The organism is Palaeococcus pacificus DY20341 (assembly GCF_000725425.1).
In the GTDB taxonomy this organism is placed as follows: Archaea; Methanobacteriota_B; Thermococci; order Thermococcales; family Thermococcaceae; genus Palaeococcus; species Palaeococcus pacificus.
The window spans coordinates 815787-829682 of sequence record NZ_CP006019.1 but is presented as its reverse complement, the minus strand read 5'-3'; the positions used below and the strand labels follow the sequence as shown (position 1 = coordinate 829682).

The window sequence follows — 13896 nt, the reverse complement described above, 5'->3', positions numbered from 1 at the left end:
AAAGCTCACCACTTAATCCTAAACTCTCTCCTCGTCCTCGCCTCAATCTGGGCTAGTATCCTCTTGAGCTTTGCATCGTCTATGCGCTCCCTTATCTGGCCCGCCTGGTAAAGCTGAATTAAGATTAGCTCCACCTGTTGAGCAAGCTCGGGCCTGACAAGCCTAACCCTCGAAAGCCTCTCTCTTGCTTCTGGAGTGAGTATTTGTCTTAATATTGCCTGTATTTGAGCTTCCATCTCTGCCTGCCGCCTTGCAGCTTCCTCTTGGGCCGCCTGCTGCTCCGCTAAGCGCCTTTGAAGCTCAAGAAGCTTTTTTTTCCTAATCTCCTCAATATCCTCAGCCATGAGTATCACCTCTTTTCTCGCTAAAAGAGGTTAGAACTTAGAAGTTAAAATTCTTTTCCTAAGGCAAAAATCTCAAAAGGTAGATAATAAAGGAAGCTCAGTACTTCTTAAGCTCGGGAATAACTTCCTCAAGCTCCTTCTTAAGCTCAGTGGCAACCTTATCAAGGAAGCTTTGTCCTTGTGGGGTGACTACTCTTCCTTCCCCTGGGACTTTCTTAATGAACCCAGCTGCCTCGAGCTGTTGAAGGGCCTTTCTTATTACGCTTCCGCTAGCCTTGTAGAAGCGCTCTGGAGCATGACCCCTGTTCTTCTTGCCTCCGTACCAAGTCCTTAGCCTCTCAATGCCAACTGGACCATCAACATATACCTTCCTAAACACTGAAGCAACTCTATAATACCACCAGTCATCCTGCTCTGGAAGCCTCTCCTTGTGTATGCCAGTCTTAACGAATGGTGCCCACTCAGGTGGCTTAATAGCCTCAACTTCCTTCAACTTTTGTGCAGCCTTCTCAACGAGCAAATCACCGGGAACATCATAAACCGTAGCCATCCTTCAATCCCTCCCTTTTTTGAATTTTTTCCTAAATTGAGCGATATCGAGCTTGACCTTTTTAACGGGCTTTTCTTCCCGCTTTTCCTTTGAGAGTTCCTTAAGCTTAAGTCTCTTTAAATACTTTTCCCAACCTTCTCTTGGACGGAACAATATAAACCTTTTGCCCCTAACGTCTATGAGCTCGCTGTCCGTAAGCTCGGCTACTTTTGCAGCTATTTCTTCACGCTCCATTTGAGTAGCAATAAGAGCTCCTTTCTTAATTTCAACTTTTACTACACCATCCTTCTTTAGCTGGGTGGTAATTTCATTTATAGCACCTTCATCAAACCCTTTCTTTCCAATCCACGCTTTAGGGGAGATATCATAATATTTGGCCCTCATGGCCCTTCTCACTTTTCCGGGTAAGCGTTTCTCCATCTCTCGCACACCTCTCTTATTTTCTCGCTCTCGCTTAGGAGAAGCTACAAGGTTTATAAACTTTGGGTGTTTTTAAAGGTTTTCTCTTCACCATTGCTATCAACACTAATCCTGTGCTCTTTCCGCCTTATCTTCTTTTCTCTAAGGTAAGGATAACGCATAATATGACCACACTCGAGGCATTTAACAACTACATGAGGCATTCTCTTCTGTCTGAGCCTTATACGAGCATTCACACCAGGAACCAAGAAGGAATGGCACTTCTTACAATACCTCCTCTTCCACTTTCGGGGCATCCTAATCTTTGCTTTCTGCTGGACTGCTAGAGCTATCTCAACATATCTGTTGGCTAATCCTCTGTCGTATGGAAAGACTCTTTCAGCTAATGTGAAGAGAATTTCAATGCGCTCCCTCGCTATGGTTTTCTTTTCCCGCTGTTCCTTTTTTCGGAGAAATTTCTTGCTCGCCATGTCCTCACCAAAAGAATTAAAATTAAAGGGTGGCCCAGAATGGATCTTTTTGCTTCTTAACCTTCGCAATCTCCTTAAGCGCCCTTATATCTGTCTCATCGAGCTCGTTCCTGAGCTCTTTGACAAGTCTCATCACATCATCTCTCGAAAGGTCAACATAGAGCATTTCACCGGGATGGATGTGTCTTCCGACTATTGGGCCTTCTATAGCTATTGCGACTTGATCGCCCCTCTTTGCCTCTTGTATGAAGTCGCTCTTTGACTTTATTGACTTAATAACCCCAACTCTCTCGCCGTTCTGCTTCATTAATGGATAGCCTGGCTTTATGCGGCCCTCTAAAACCTCGATGCCAACTATCGCGGGGTGGCTTCTCCTAAAGACGTAGCGCTCATCTGGGAAAAGCTTTATAACACCAGGGAACTTTGTTTGAGCCAAGAGCTCCCTCTTTTTAGCCTCTTCTTCCGCTTTGCGCCAAGCTTCATAGTCCTCTATAATCTTATAGATGATGTTGCCTACGAATATTGGAATGCCCCTAGCATCAGCTATCTCCCTTGCGTCCTCATTCACCTTGACGTTGAAACCAAAGATAACTCCGAGATACTCATTCTCGTCTTTTATGCTCAGAGCTTCCATGACATCCGTCTTGCTTATATCCCCAACGTCTGCCTTTCTTATTGGTATGTCCTTCTCTTGAAGCTCCTTGCTTAAGGCTTCAAGGCTTCCCAAAGTGTCGGCTTTGACTATAACGCCTATCTCACCGCTCTCGATTTTTATGCGCTCTATTTGGCTCAAAATCTCCTGCTTAGCCTTCTCTACATCTTCTTCGCTCCTTGCCGCTATCACAGGTGAGCCAGCCAAAGCACCATCCAACCCGGGAGCAGCTATCTTAATACCCGCAGCAGCAGCAACTTCATCTACTTGATCGAACCTAAACCTCGGGTCTCTAATCTCATCCAGAGGCTTGGGCTTTAGCAAAGCCCTAATTTTTGTAACTATTGCCTCATCCTTGCCCCCAACCACTATGGTGTCGTCTTTTCTGAGGGTTCCGTCATAGACTATAACATCTATTGTAGTTCCGAGGCCTATCTCTTCCCTAACCTCAAGTATTGTACCTTTTGCAGGTCCTTCAACCTCAATCTTGAGCTTCTGCTCTAAATACCTCTGAGCCAGTCCCGCTATTAAAACGAGGAGCTCCGCAATTCCAATACCATATTTAGCAGAAATCGGTACTATTGCAAGCTCTTTTGTAAAGTCCTGCACTCTGTCAAAGCGGTTGGCTTGGAAGCCCATTTCATAGAACTTTCCAATGACCTCCCAAAGCTTTGTCTCGAGCTCCTGCTGGGCCCTCTGGTCTTGCTTCTTGAAGTTCACAAGGAAAGGCTCATTCTCGTTGATTTTCCATCCTTTAATCCTGTCAATTTTGTTTGCCGCAACTATGAAGGGTGTTTTGTACTTCTTCAAAATCTCTATGCTCTCTATCGTCTGGGGCTGGAAGCCCTCATTTACATCGATGATTAGGATTGCTAAATCGGCTAAGCTACCTCCTCTCGCCCTAAGGCTCGTGAAGGCCTCGTGTCCCGGAGTATCTATAAAGAGCAAGCCTGGAAGCTTAATCTCACCTTTCCAAAGGCTTAAAAGGGGGCCTGCAATTTCCTTAACCACTTCAATCGGGACTTCCGTGGCTCCGATGTGCTGGGTTATTCCTCCTGCTTCTTTGCTCGCAACATTTGTTTTACGGATTCTATCGAGCATTGTAGTCTTTCCGTGATCTACATGACCAAGAACCGCTATAATTGGTTGCCTAATCTTTTTCATAGTATCACTCCCTATAATCTTAACTAAGCTTAACTAAAAAACTAGATTTTTAAAAGTTTGGGAAAGAAGAGGCTAAACATCCAAGCATCTTGTAGAGTCAAGATACTCGCCTTTATCCTTGTCCCAGTGAGAGTGATAGAACCACTCGGCAGCTTTGCAGTACTCGTGGAGCTCTTCGTCTTTAAAGTAAAGCTCAATCTCCCTCTTAGCACTTTCTTCACTGTCTGAAGCATGTATGACGTTGTAGATGGCATCGCCAACATCGAGGCCATAGTCCCCTCTAATTGTTCCCGGCTCGGCATCTTTGGGGTCAGTTGCTCCAGCCATCTTTCTTACAACACTTATTGCATACCTGCCTTCAACGACCATGACGACGCTCGGTGCTTTAGTTACGTAATCGATGAGGGGCTCAAAGAATGGCTTCCCTTTGTGCTCTGCATAGTGCTTTTCAGCCAGCTCTCTATCAATGTGTATCATCTTCATTCCAACGATTCTAAGCCCTTTCTTTTCAAGACGGCTGATTATTTCACCGATTAGGCCCCTAACAACGGCATCGGGCTTTATTATAACTAAAGTGCGCTCTATCTTTCTCATTGGCAACACCAAAATAAATATGAATGGCGAATAAAAAAGGTTTGCGGAAAAGATTAAAGGGATGCCTTTGATTCACTCAGCCTTAGTTATCTCCACGAGTGCAAAATCTTCTATGGGATGGAATAGAAACACATAGGCATCTTGAAAATAAGAGAACCAAGAATAATAAGATAGAGAGAGGAATCACTTCTTTCTCTTTGCCCTTTGCATTCTTGCTTCTTCGAAGGCCTTTGTCCACTTGAGCTTTCTTGGGTTCTTACCCATTAGGAAGTACTTCTCGCACTTGCCGGAGCAGAATAAGAAAACTCTTCCATCGTTCCTCACGAGCATTTTGCCTGTTCCTGGCTCGAACTCTTTGCCACAGTATGAGCAAACATTCCATCTTGCCATGCTCATCTCCTCCTAATTTCTCTAGCTTCTCTTTCTGTTTCTCTAAGGATGACGATGTCTCCAACCCTAACTGGGCCCTTAATGTTTCTCCTGATAACTCTACCCTTGTCTCTTCCTTCAAGAACCCTAACCTTAACTTGAGTAACGCCACCCGTGACTCCTGTCCTTCCAATGATCTCAATAACCTCAGATGGGTATCCTTCGTCTGCCATTTCTCACACCTCAATGAAAGTTATAAATTAAAAATCTCGCCCCTCAACTTAAGCTTTTCCCTAAGGTGAAAGGATAAGAAGGAGCTCACTTGGCGAGCTCCCTAACCTTAGCTGCAATGTCCTCAACTAATTCCCTACCCTTTCCGGGCTCAATGATAGCAACACTAGCTGATGGAACCTCAATACCAGCAGCAGCACCAAGCTCCTTCTTGCTTGGGACATAGATGTATGGGATTTCCTTCTCTTCACATAGTGGTGGTAAGTGTGCAACGATCTCCTCTGGGTCAACGTCCTCAGCTATGACGACGAGCTTAGCTTGACCCCTCTCAATAGCCTTTGTGGTCTCGTTTGTACCCTTCCTAATCCTTCCGGTGTCCCTTGCGAGCTCAACTGCCTCTAAAGCCTTGTCAGCCAACTCCTTTGGAACCTCAAACTTTACGTAACTTGGCTTTGCCATCTCACATCCCTCCAAATTTTCATCGTTCATCTAAGCTTCTAATGAAGCTTTCGAATAGGCAAATGCGCGATGGCTATTTAAATTTTTTCCTTTTTAAATATTGTTATCACAACCTCAAAAGTCTTAAGCTCAAAATCTAAACAACTCAAAAAATCATGGGGTGATTGCATGATCATATTAGCCTCAAAGAGTCCAAGAAGAAGGGAAATTTTGGGAAAGTTCTTTAAAGACTTCAAAATCATCCCGAGCAAAGTAAGCGAAGAGAGCGACGCATTAAGTCCACGAGAGCACGCAATAGAGGTGGCGAGGAAAAAAGCTTGGGACGTCTATTCAAGAGAAAAAGGCACAGTAATTGGAGCAGATACAATAGTAGTTTTAGGCGATGAAGTGCTTGGAAAGCCAAAAAACGAGGAAGAAGCCAAAATAATGCTAAAAGAGCTTAGTGGAAAGACCCATGTGGTGATAACAGGATACTGCATAATTCATGAAGGGGATGAAATTTCCAATGCTGTAATTACTGAAGTAAAGTTTAGAGAGCTAAGCGAGGAAGAGATTAACGCTTATGTAAAGACAGGGGAACCTTTGGACAAAGCAGGAGCCTATGGCATTCAAGGGAAAGGTGGGCTTTTGATAGAGTGGATAAAGGGGGATTACTACAACGTCATGGGACTCCCCATGCAGGTCATACTCGAACTTCAAAAGCTAGGTTTTAATCCATGGAAAAAATAAAGTAAAACAATCAGATGTTGCCTATCCTCTGAAGAACCATTCCTTCTATTTTTATTGGCTCACTCCTTCTCGCAACGACTATAGCTTGATCCAGTCTAGTTTCGCTCTCCGCGTAGATTGTGAAGAGAGGATCTCCTTCCTTGACCTTCTCTCCCACTTTAACGTAAAGCTTAAGTCCAGCTCCTTTGTCCTCAGGTGCTCCAGCTTGCCTAGCTATAGCCGTTATAGCCCTATTATCTATACCTGTGATGTAACCGCTCGTTGGAGCCACAAATGTGTATGTCTTATCGCCGATGGGTATGTCCTCAGGCTTAATGTTGGGGTCGCCGGCTTGGGCCTCGATTATTTCTTTCATCTTCTCATAGGCTTTTCCGCTCTCAAGTATTTCACGTGCCATCTTTTTACCCATTCCAGCGGGTGCAACACCCCCCATCTCAAGGATTATGCCCGCCAAACCAGTGGCCTTCTCTACGAGGCTTCCAGGCCCTTTGCCACTTATTAGAGTTTCCATAAGCTCTCTTGCCTCCAAAGCAGGCCCGACCATGTGGCCAACAGGTTGTCCTCCATAGGTTATCGCGACCTCGACGTACTGCCCCAAACGCTTTCCAAGCTCGATAAAGTCCTTTGCCAATGAACGGGCTTGATCTAAGTTTTCCACTTTAACACCCTTACCGGTTGGAATATCGATTAAAACATACTGGGCGCCCATGGCGTACTTCTTCGACATTATGCTGGCCAGCATTAGGCCGGTAGGATCGACACTTAATGCTCTCTCCACATGGATGGTTAAGTCATCGGCGGGCGCTAGGTTTAGTGCACCTCCCCAAACCAAGCATCCTCCGACTTTTTCAACTATCCTCTTTATCTCATCTAAGCTAAAAGTGACGTTTGCCAATGTTTCCATAACATCCGCAGTTCCAGCAGCACTTGTTATTGCCCTAGATGAGGTTTTTGGAATTGTAAGCCCAGCAGCAGCGACTATAGGGACGACTATCATGTTTGTTTTGTTCCCCGGAACGCCTCCTATGCTGTGAACATCCATAATTGGCTTCCTATCTATATCAAGCATATCTCCAGTTTCAGCCATAGCTATAGTCAGAGAAGCCGTTTCGTCCATATCTAACCCGTGTATTTCTAAAGCCGTTACAAATGCACTTATTTCTATATCCCTCAGCTTTCTATCGACTATATCCTTTATGAGGCTCTCAATTTCAACTTTCTTCAGCTTTTCTCCCTTCATCTTCTTTTTGATGTAGCGCACGCTTTCGGGAGTTGCAGCAGGAACCACTTCAATAAGCTCTCCTTGAGAAATGTTAATACTTAAGAACTCTCCACTTAACCCAATTTCTCCAGGCTTTATGTTTACATTATCTATGGCAGCCTCTCCGTAAATGGCCCTTTTCCCTATTTCAAGCTTTACTAAGTCTGTTGGGTGTATTTTAGCGGCTTTTGCATCTTTTTCATTTATAAATACTATAGGCTTGCCGGGATTGATTTCCAATATTTTACTTCTCAATTTCATTGTCTTCACCCCTCAAGTTATTTATTGGTAATATTTCGAATACACGATCCTCATACTTAAGTGTTTTGAACTAGAACAGCATTAAGAACAAACTAAGAAGTATCCTAAAATGCAAAAAATATGTAAATTAAGCAACGCCTGAAGACCCTTCAACAGGATGTGTATAAACCACTTTAGAGTTCATCAAACTTACGGCTAGCACTATATCCGAAGCTATTTCTTTAATTTTCTCTGGGAGAATTGCATCCCTACCATATACATAGTTGAACACTTCATTTAGTGGGGCTCTCAGGAGTTTGCCATTAAAAACTAGCACTTCGTCTTTATTGACTTCTACTAAGGTGTCGGGATAGGCTAACCTCAACCTCATCTCCCGCCACCCCCAAAATAATCTTAAAATAGGATGCCTTTTTAAATTTAACTGCACAGAAATGTTTATTTACAAGCCTATACTAAAAATTTGGAAAGGAGCCGACCTCAGAGCCCTTTGATTTCCTCTTCTATAGATTCTTCAAGGGTCCTTTCCCATTCTGCGATGTCGAATTCTCCTAACTCAGCTTCCAAATCTTCCTTAAGGTTTAAAACTCTTCTCTTAAGGGCATTCTTAGTTTCTTCATCATAAACAACATAGTAAGGCGTTCTCCTCGCTGATATGTAGAGGAGCAAAAGCACTATATTCAGAATCAATAAAATTAAGAGCAGAGCATAAACTATAATCATCAGCGCTTCCCCCCAAAGAGTGCTCTAAATACCCTTTTAATTGGGCTTTCCGGCTCTGGAGGAGTATACTTAATTCCTGCAAGCTTAGCAGCTAACTGCTTAATTGAAATCGCTGCTGGTGAGGTTGGGTTTTTGATGACTAGAGGCACGCCATAAGCACTTGCTCTTTTTACTTCAGGATCTTCAGGCACAATGCCCAAAACCGGAACTTCTAATATAGCCTCAATTTCTTCCTTTGTGAGCTCCGTCTTTTCATTTGTAACCCTATTGAGAACAGCACCTAAGGGAAGAGTTCCTAACTTCTCTGCGACAAGCTTTGTTTTCAATGAATCTGTTATAGCAGAGATTTCCGGGTTTGTGACTATTATGAGCTCCTTTCCAATCAACAATGCTGTGACAGAGGTTATTTCTAAACCTGCTGGCGCATCTATCATTATAAAATCTCCCATTTGAGATATTTCTCTTATGAGCTCTCTCAACTTCTCGGGCTTTGCTTTTTTAATCTTCTCTAAGCTCAGTCCACCGGGGATTACTTTTACTCCTGCAGGCCCCTCATAGATAGCATCTTTAATATCAGCTTCTCCTGCCAATACATCGTGTAAGGTTATGGGTATATCCTCCATTCCCAAAATTAAGCTCAAGTTAGCCATTGTGATATCAGCATCAATTAAAATGACCTCTTTTCCAAATTGAGCCAAAGCAACGCCCAAATTTGCAACGGTTGTTGTCTTACCGGTTCCACCTTTACCAGATGCGAATACTATTGATCGTCCTTCCAAAAAGCACACCTCCCTCTTATTAAAGGATTCAAACCCACTTCCAGTTTGAATATTATGGGTTTTTAATAATTAAATATTTTCGTTTAAAGTACTACTTCATTTTTTGATGTACATTAACGTCCTTTAGACAACGTTAAGCAACATTAAAGTTAAACAGAAAAAAGTATATTAACCTAACGGTTCAAATAAAGAAAAAAGAAAGTGCTACTCTTCCTTGGATCTGGCTTCTTCTTTTAACTTCTCCTTCGCAATCTCAGCTATCTCTGCAAAGCCTCTGAACAGCTTGAGCATCTCCATCGGAATCGGCAGGACGATGACGTTGCTTTTGTCGCCCGCAACATCACTTATTGTTTGCAAGGTTCTAAGTTGTAGTGCCATTGGGTGCTTTGATATAATTTCTGCTGCCTCAGCAAGCTTTTCAGCTGCCTGTCTTTCAGCCTCAGCAAGCGTAATCCTTGCTCTCCTTTCCCTCTCAGCCTCAGCCTGTCTTGCCATTGCTCTCTGCATTCCGCTCGGCAGTTCTACATCCTTAATCTCCACTGTTGAGACTTTAATACCCCACGGGTCCGTTGCCTCATCTATGATCTTCTGGAGCTCTAAGTTAAGCTTATCCCTCGCACTCAACAGCTCATCCAAGTGTGCCTGACCAATAACGCTCCTCAAAGTAGTTTGAGATATTTGAGATGTTGCCATGATGAAATTCTTGACCTGAGTCACGGTTTTAATAGGGTCAATAACCCTAAAGTAGACTACTGCGTTTACCCTAACTGGGACGTTGTCCCTTGTAATAGTTTCTTGAACTGGAACGTCCAAGACTTGAGTTCTCAGATCAATCACGATAGCTTTTTCGAATATTGGTATAATGAAGAATATACCTGGACCTCTGGCACCAACAACCCTACCAAGCCTGAATATCACTGCTCTCTCGTATTCTTTCACGATTTTTATTGCTGATGCTAAAAACATCAAGACAAACAACAAAACAATTGCCAGCACTATTGTGCTTCCACCCAATAAAGCCACCATCTCATTCACCACCTTTCTTTTCTTCTAAACGGCTTTCTTTAAGACGAACAACAATAAGCTTCAATCCTTCAGTCTTAACTACCTTAACCTTCTCCCCAACGTTAATATCGTCTCCATATTTGCTCTCAGCTTTCCAAAGTTCACCCCTTATCTTCACCAGCCCATTTGGGACGAGAGGCTCGACAACTTCTCCTACTAGTCCAATCATTTCTTCTTTTCCTGTTTGGGCTTTTTTCCTATGAGCTCTTACCACTGCAGCCATGCCAAATGCAAAGAATAATGCCAATAGAATCCCCACAGTTATTATGATGATCCTCAAATTCTCGTAAACGTCGCTACTAACAAGGTAGTCCACACCACCACCTCCGCTGAACATAAGTATGCTTCCGATAATAAACGTCACAAGCCCTGCTACGGTGAAAAGTCCAAATGTGGGAGTTAATGCTTCCGCAATGAAGAAAACTATCGCTAGTATTAGGAGTAGTATTCCAGCACTCCTGTATCCAAAATATCCAAGACCAATTATGGCTAAAGCTATCATTATTGCACCTGCCGTTTCAGGAACATGCCATCCCGGACTTAAAAAGCCCAGTATCAGCGCCCAAATTCCCAGAGTTAAGAGAATATAGCTTATAGAAGGATCCGTTATGTAGCTTATGAGCTGGTCTTTTAGTGTAGGCTCTAAATATCTAATCTCTGTCCCTTTCAAGTCCAAAGTGACGTATTTCCCATTTACTGGGAGCTTTGTTTTCATACCATCGGCCTTTTCTAATAAATCGTTTATGTCATATGCAATAACCTCTATAACCCCATACTTAAGGGCTTCCTCCGGAGTTATGCTCAAATCCTCAGTGATAAACTTCTCCACCACAGTCTCATTTCTTCCGCTTGCGTGAGCCAGGCTCCTTATGTATGCCACATAGAAGTTCACGACTTTGTCAGGAGCTGCAATAATAGAGCCATTTTGTGAGTAGCCTAAAATTGGCCTACAAGCGCCCATGCTGGTTCCCTGAGACATTGCAATCAAATGAGAGCCCAACGCTATATACGTCCCTGCAGAAGCGGCGGTGGCTCCGTGGGGATAGACATAGATTATAACAGGAACTTTTGAATCATTTATCCTTTGGATTATGTTCTGCATTGCATCGCCCCTTCCTCCGGGCGTGTCTATAGTAATAATTAACGCGTTAGCATTTGCTCTTTCAGCCTCGCTTATATACCTATCAAACTGGTCATAAGTGTAGGAGGTAATTTGACCTTTAATTTGAGCAACATACACAACTTTTGCTTGAGCAAATGCAGGAGTGAGGAGCAAAAGGAATGCGATAAAAATCAATAATTTCTTCATAACCACCACCTTGTATAAAAGTTGTTTCTTGAATTAATTAAACTTTTCCCTATAAGTTATATCACCTCAAATGCAACATACTTAGCAAAAATCTATAAATAGTTAGGTGAGCTATGTAAATGGTGGGCGATGCGAGAGGTAATAATAAAATTTCGCTTAGCCAGGGGAGAGGAAAAAGTTAGAGTTGCGTGGCAAGTTGTAAAGGAAGCCTCAAAATACTCTCATGAAGAACCTTTTTGGGAGTTCCTAAAGAAGAAATTCAATGTCAAAGCATCTGAAATTAAAGAGATAATGAGGTTTTTGGAGAAAGAGGGAGAACTAGAAATTAAGCGTTCAAAAGATGATAAGAGGCTCTACGTATCCACCCTTAAAGACATTAAAAAACACCCCGTTACACTTGAAAAGTGGCTGAAATAAGGTGAATAGGATGATAAACTTAAGAAGAACAACACACGAGATGATAAAAAACAACACTTGGAAATTTGAAAACGGGATATTCTGGCAGGCATTTGATTTTGGCTTAGCTGGATTCGATGGTGAGAACTTTTACTTTAGCGAAATGCTCTCCAAGAAGGAGCAAAAAGAAGCAAAAGAAAAAATTGAATTTATTCTCGGCCTTAATACAAATTTAGATGAATTCTACAGCCAAATTCAAGACTCAAAGTTTTCTTTTCTTGCTGAAGAGTTCCAAGGTTTAACTCAACCAGCGGCACCTTTCAAGTATCAAGCACTAATCGAGACCATAGCTCAACAACAGGTTAACTTTGAGTTTGCAATGAAAACGATTGGAAACTTTGTCAAAACCTTTGGCAAGCGCGTAGGTGAGCTTTACGCATTTCCAAGTGCAGAAGAAGTGAAGAATTTAACGCTCGAGCAGATTAAGAGTGTGAAGTTCGGCTATAGGGCAGAGTACATTAAAGGGCTTACAGAACTCTACGTTAAAGGGGAGCTTAAATTAGATTTGGAACACCTAGGTGAAGAGGAATCAATAAAATACCTCACGAGGTTTAGAGGAATTGGAAAGTGGAGTGCCGAGCTTTTCTTGGCCTACGGCTTGAGAAAGAACACCTACCCCGCTGGCGACTTAGGATTGAGAAGAGGGGTTGCAAAGATATTTGGGAAGAGCGTTAAGGAGATCAGAGAAAGGGATGTTAGAGAGATAATCGAGCCTTACGGGAAGTGGAAGTCCCTCTTAGCGTTTTACATAACGTGCTATGATAGGAAGACACAAACAGAGATGAGGTGAAAACTTTGGAGATCGTAGTCCCGAAAGATATGTTCAAAGAACTCAAAAAGACAAGTAAAGAAGGATTACTGGAGCTTATAGAGAAGAACCTTGAAAAAGCCGAGCTCACATTAAAGGCAAGGAAAGAAACGTTTTTAATTGAGCAAAAAGCCAAGCTTGAGGAGAAAATTAAAGAGATTGAAGAAGAGCTCAAGGATCTTAGAGAGTTCTACGAAACAGCACTAAATGACAGGGAGATAATGGAGAAAGTTAGAGATGCACTTAGAGAAGAGAATGAAGTGTTAAGAAAAGAGCTGGAGGAGAAGAGACGTGCGCTTGGTAATAAAGCCAGATAAAGGATGGGGAAAGATCAGAATTGAAATACCAGATGAAGTCTGGAAAAAAATAGAAAAGCTGAGCGAAGAGTATGGAGTTCCTGCGGAGAATATCATCGAAATTATTCTATTCGGCGAGTTTAAAGAGCCGCAGGGAGAGCTAGAAACCCTCGAACGTGAGATAGAAAAACTAAAGCTCAAAGCAGCAGAGCTCGAGAAGGAGTGGGCGCCTTTGAGGTATAAAGCCTACGGCGTTAGCGAGGACAACAAAATTTTGGCAATCGAGCTGAACGGCCTTTTAGCGGAGAACATACAGCTCAAGAGGTTTTTGAGAAAGAAGACCCAGCAAGACTGGGAACTTAGAAGGAAGATAGAATACTATTTAAGATAGCGTCAGGGCTCATAGGGTTCATCACCTCTCAGTTCAGCCTTCTCATCATCCGCTAAATATATTTACTCCCGCTTCTTTTTACGCTTTTTCCTGCGGGGAATTAGCTTTACTCTACTCCCACAATCGGGGCAGATGCCTTCGGGAGGATAACGCTCAAACTTCTTTCCACAGCCTATGCAGACATAACGCCACTTAATAACCTTTTTAATGCCTTTTTTGAGAGTTTTAAATTCCAAACCGAGCGTTTTTGCAATGTTTTGGAGGTTGTAATCGTCTGTGAAAAGCGTCGCTTTGAACTCATAAGCCAATGCCAAAATTTCAATGTCAGCCTCACTCAACTCATCAAGCTCGCCGGTTTCCATAGCTTTAGCTCTCACAAAGTCCACACTCTCTTTTGAGGGCACAAAGACCTTCACTTTCCCAGCACTAATTAGGCCTTCCAAAAAAAGCCTAGAGCTGGGGTCTCTCACCTCCTCCACAACTTTCGGCGTTGTATAACCTTCCACATCGACCCCTTGAATAAAAATTGCAGCATCTATCACAAGCATAAAAGAAGATAAAAGCCGGT

At 42.8% G+C, this 13896-nt stretch carries 21 protein-coding genes; 5 read left to right on the top strand and 16 right to left on the bottom strand.

Annotated elements, in window-relative coordinates:
* Positions 1 to 5: 5 nt before the first annotated feature.
* The 9 genes from PAP_RS04670 to rpl7ae all read right to left on the bottom strand — a co-directional run bounded on the left by PAP_RS04670 (position 6) and on the right by rpl7ae (position 5253).
* Positions 6 to 344: a DNA-binding protein gene (locus PAP_RS04670; RefSeq protein ID WP_048164919.1), complete on the bottom strand. Its 339-nt coding sequence runs from the start codon at positions 342 to 344 to the stop codon at positions 6 to 8.
* Positions 345 to 441: 97 nt separating this feature from the next.
* A complete protein-coding gene (locus PAP_RS04665; RefSeq protein WP_048164918.1) occupies positions 442 to 894 on the bottom strand; it encodes a 30S ribosomal protein S19e in 453 nt (150 codons plus the stop codon).
* Between the two features lie 3 nt (positions 895 to 897).
* A complete protein-coding gene (locus tag PAP_RS04660; protein WP_048164917.1) occupies positions 898 to 1314 on the bottom strand; it encodes a YhbY family RNA-binding protein in 417 nt (138 codons plus the stop codon).
* 53 nt (positions 1315 to 1367) lie between these two features.
* On the bottom strand, positions 1368 to 1784 hold the full coding sequence (locus PAP_RS04655; protein ID WP_048164916.1) for a ribonuclease P protein component 4: 417 nt from the start codon (positions 1782 to 1784) through the stop codon (positions 1368 to 1370).
* 22 nt (positions 1785 to 1806) lie between these two features.
* Positions 1807 to 3600 carry a translation initiation factor IF-2 gene (gene infB / locus PAP_RS04650; RefSeq protein ID WP_048164915.1) on the bottom strand — a complete coding sequence of 598 codons (1794 nt, stop codon included), beginning with the start codon at positions 3598 to 3600 and terminating at the stop codon, positions 1807 to 1809.
* 72 nt (positions 3601 to 3672) lie between these two features.
* Positions 3673 to 4194, bottom strand: coding sequence for a nucleoside-diphosphate kinase (ndk, locus tag PAP_RS04645; RefSeq protein ID WP_048164914.1), 522 nt, complete (start codon positions 4192 to 4194; stop codon positions 3673 to 3675).
* A gap of 183 nt (positions 4195 to 4377) precedes the next feature.
* Positions 4378 to 4584: a 50S ribosomal protein L24e gene (locus PAP_RS04640; RefSeq protein ID WP_048164913.1), complete on the bottom strand. Its 207-nt coding sequence runs from the start codon at positions 4582 to 4584 to the stop codon at positions 4378 to 4380.
* A gap of 2 nt (positions 4585 to 4586) precedes the next feature.
* Positions 4587 to 4796, bottom strand: a complete 210-nt coding sequence (locus tag PAP_RS04635; protein ID WP_048164912.1) for a 30S ribosomal protein S28e — start codon at positions 4794 to 4796, stop codon at positions 4587 to 4589.
* A gap of 85 nt (positions 4797 to 4881) precedes the next feature.
* Positions 4882 to 5253, bottom strand: coding sequence for a 50S ribosomal protein L7Ae (gene rpl7ae / locus PAP_RS04630; protein ID WP_048164911.1), 372 nt, complete (start codon positions 5251 to 5253; stop codon positions 4882 to 4884).
* A gap of 168 nt (positions 5254 to 5421) precedes the next feature.
* Between rpl7ae and PAP_RS04625 the strand changes: the two genes are divergently transcribed.
* Complete coding sequence (locus tag PAP_RS04625; RefSeq protein ID WP_048164910.1) at positions 5422 to 5982, top strand: Maf-like protein; 561 nt, start codon at positions 5422 to 5424, stop codon at positions 5980 to 5982.
* Positions 5983 to 5992: 10 nt separating this feature from the next.
* On the opposite strand, the gene PAP_RS04620 is transcribed toward PAP_RS04625, so the two are convergent.
* The 6 genes from PAP_RS04620 to PAP_RS04595 form a co-directional block, all read right to left on the bottom strand.
* A complete protein-coding gene (locus PAP_RS04620) occupies positions 5993 to 7504 on the bottom strand; it encodes an AMP phosphorylase (RefSeq protein ID WP_048164909.1) in 1512 nt (503 codons plus the stop codon).
* A 127-nt stretch (positions 7505 to 7631) separates the two neighbouring features.
* Positions 7632 to 7874, bottom strand: coding sequence for a hypothetical protein (locus tag PAP_RS04615; RefSeq protein ID WP_048164908.1), 243 nt, complete (start codon positions 7872 to 7874; stop codon positions 7632 to 7634).
* Between the two features lie 107 nt (positions 7875 to 7981).
* Positions 7982 to 8224, bottom strand: a complete 243-nt coding sequence (locus PAP_RS04610) for a hypothetical protein (RefSeq protein WP_048164907.1) — start codon at positions 8222 to 8224, stop codon at positions 7982 to 7984.
* Positions 8224 to 9003: a cell division ATPase MinD gene (minD, locus tag PAP_RS04605; protein WP_048164906.1), complete on the bottom strand. Its 780-nt coding sequence runs from the start codon at positions 9001 to 9003 to the stop codon at positions 8224 to 8226. Before minD ends, PAP_RS04610 begins: the two co-directional genes overlap by 1 nt.
* 204 nt (positions 9004 to 9207) lie before the next feature.
* A complete protein-coding gene (locus tag PAP_RS04600; protein WP_048164905.1) occupies positions 9208 to 10029 on the bottom strand; it encodes a slipin family protein in 822 nt (273 codons plus the stop codon).
* Between the two features lies 1 nt (position 10030).
* The gene (locus tag PAP_RS04595; protein ID WP_048164904.1) at positions 10031 to 11377 is read right to left on the bottom strand and encodes an NfeD family protein; all 1347 of its coding nucleotides are present in this window, start codon (positions 11375 to 11377) and stop codon (positions 10031 to 10033) included.
* Positions 11378 to 11506: 129 nt separating this feature from the next.
* Here PAP_RS04595 and PAP_RS04590 point away from each other — a divergent pair, with 129 nt between their 5' ends.
* The 4 genes from PAP_RS04590 to PAP_RS04575 are packed head-to-tail and all read left to right on the top strand — an operon-like array spanning position 11507 to position 13328.
* Entirely contained in the window at positions 11507 to 11794 is a 288-nt protein-coding gene (locus PAP_RS04590) for a hypothetical protein (RefSeq protein WP_048164903.1), read from the top strand.
* Positions 11795 to 11804: 10 nt separating this feature from the next.
* On the top strand, positions 11805 to 12623 hold the full coding sequence (locus PAP_RS04585) for a DNA-3-methyladenine glycosylase family protein (protein WP_048164902.1): 819 nt from the start codon (positions 11805 to 11807) through the stop codon (positions 12621 to 12623).
* Positions 12620 to 12958: a hypothetical protein gene (locus tag PAP_RS04580; protein ID WP_330217318.1), complete on the top strand. Its 339-nt coding sequence runs from the start codon at positions 12620 to 12622 to the stop codon at positions 12956 to 12958. The genes PAP_RS04585 and PAP_RS04580 overlap by 4 nt, the downstream gene beginning before the upstream one ends.
* Positions 12933 to 13328, top strand: coding sequence for a hypothetical protein (locus tag PAP_RS04575; protein WP_048164901.1), 396 nt, complete (start codon positions 12933 to 12935; stop codon positions 13326 to 13328). Before PAP_RS04580 ends, PAP_RS04575 begins: the two co-directional genes overlap by 26 nt.
* A 62-nt stretch (positions 13329 to 13390) precedes the next feature.
* Here the strand turns inward: PAP_RS04575 and PAP_RS04570 are convergent, their stop codons facing one another.
* Positions 13391 to 13876 carry a type II toxin-antitoxin system VapC family toxin gene (locus PAP_RS04570; protein ID WP_048164900.1) on the bottom strand — a complete coding sequence of 162 codons (486 nt, stop codon included), beginning with the start codon at positions 13874 to 13876 and terminating at the stop codon, positions 13391 to 13393.
* Positions 13877 to 13896 lie beyond the last annotated feature (20 nt).

What these genes read in the sequence shown, in the direction of transcription:
- PAP_RS04670 (WP_048164919.1), bottom strand. Translation starts at nt 344, where the DNA reads ATGGCTGAGGATATTGAGGAGATTAGGAAAAAAAAGCTTCTTGAGCTT.
- PAP_RS04665 (WP_048164918.1), bottom strand. Translation starts at nt 894, where the DNA reads ATGGCTACGGTTTATGATGTTCCCGGTGATTTGCTCGTTGAGAAGGCT.
- PAP_RS04660 (WP_048164917.1), bottom strand. Translation starts at nt 1,314, where the DNA reads ATGGAGAAACGCTTACCCGGAAAAGTGAGAAGGGCCATGAGGGCCAAA.
- PAP_RS04655 (WP_048164916.1), bottom strand. Translation starts at nt 1,784, where the DNA reads ATGGCGAGCAAGAAATTTCTCCGAAAAAAGGAACAGCGGGAAAAGAAA.
- infB (WP_048164915.1), bottom strand. Translation starts at nt 3,600, where the DNA reads ATGAAAAAGATTAGGCAACCAATTATAGCGGTTCTTGGTCATGTAGAT.
- ndk (WP_048164914.1), bottom strand. Translation starts at nt 4,194, where the DNA reads ATGAGAAAGATAGAGCGCACTTTAGTTATAATAAAGCCCGATGCCGTT.
- PAP_RS04640 (WP_048164913.1), bottom strand. Translation starts at nt 4,584, where the DNA reads ATGGCAAGATGGAATGTTTGCTCATACTGTGGCAAAGAGTTCGAGCCA.
- PAP_RS04635 (WP_048164912.1), bottom strand. Translation starts at nt 4,796, where the DNA reads ATGGCAGACGAAGGATACCCATCTGAGGTTATTGAGATCATTGGAAGG.
- rpl7ae (WP_048164911.1), bottom strand. Translation starts at nt 5,253, where the DNA reads ATGGCAAAGCCAAGTTACGTAAAGTTTGAGGTTCCAAAGGAGTTGGCT.
- PAP_RS04625 (WP_048164910.1), top strand. Translation starts at nt 5,422, where the DNA reads ATGATCATATTAGCCTCAAAGAGTCCAAGAAGAAGGGAAATTTTGGGA.
- PAP_RS04620 (WP_048164909.1), bottom strand. Translation starts at nt 7,504, where the DNA reads ATGAAATTGAGAAGTAAAATATTGGAAATCAATCCCGGCAAGCCTATA.
- PAP_RS04615 (WP_048164908.1), bottom strand. Translation starts at nt 7,874, where the DNA reads ATGAGGTTGAGGTTAGCCTATCCCGACACCTTAGTAGAAGTCAATAAA.
- PAP_RS04610 (WP_048164907.1), bottom strand. Translation starts at nt 8,224, where the DNA reads ATGATTATAGTTTATGCTCTGCTCTTAATTTTATTGATTCTGAATATA.
- PAP_RS04600 (WP_048164905.1), bottom strand. Translation starts at nt 10,029, where the DNA reads ATGGTGGCTTTATTGGGTGGAAGCACAATAGTGCTGGCAATTGTTTTG.
- PAP_RS04595 (WP_048164904.1), bottom strand. Translation starts at nt 11,377, where the DNA reads ATGAAGAAATTATTGATTTTTATCGCATTCCTTTTGCTCCTCACTCCT.
- PAP_RS04590 (WP_048164903.1), top strand. Translation starts at nt 11,507, where the DNA reads ATGCGAGAGGTAATAATAAAATTTCGCTTAGCCAGGGGAGAGGAAAAA.
- PAP_RS04585 (WP_048164902.1), top strand. Translation starts at nt 11,805, where the DNA reads ATGATAAACTTAAGAAGAACAACACACGAGATGATAAAAAACAACACT.
- PAP_RS04570 (WP_048164900.1), bottom strand. Translation starts at nt 13,876, where the DNA reads ATGCTTGTGATAGATGCTGCAATTTTTATTCAAGGGGTCGATGTGGAA.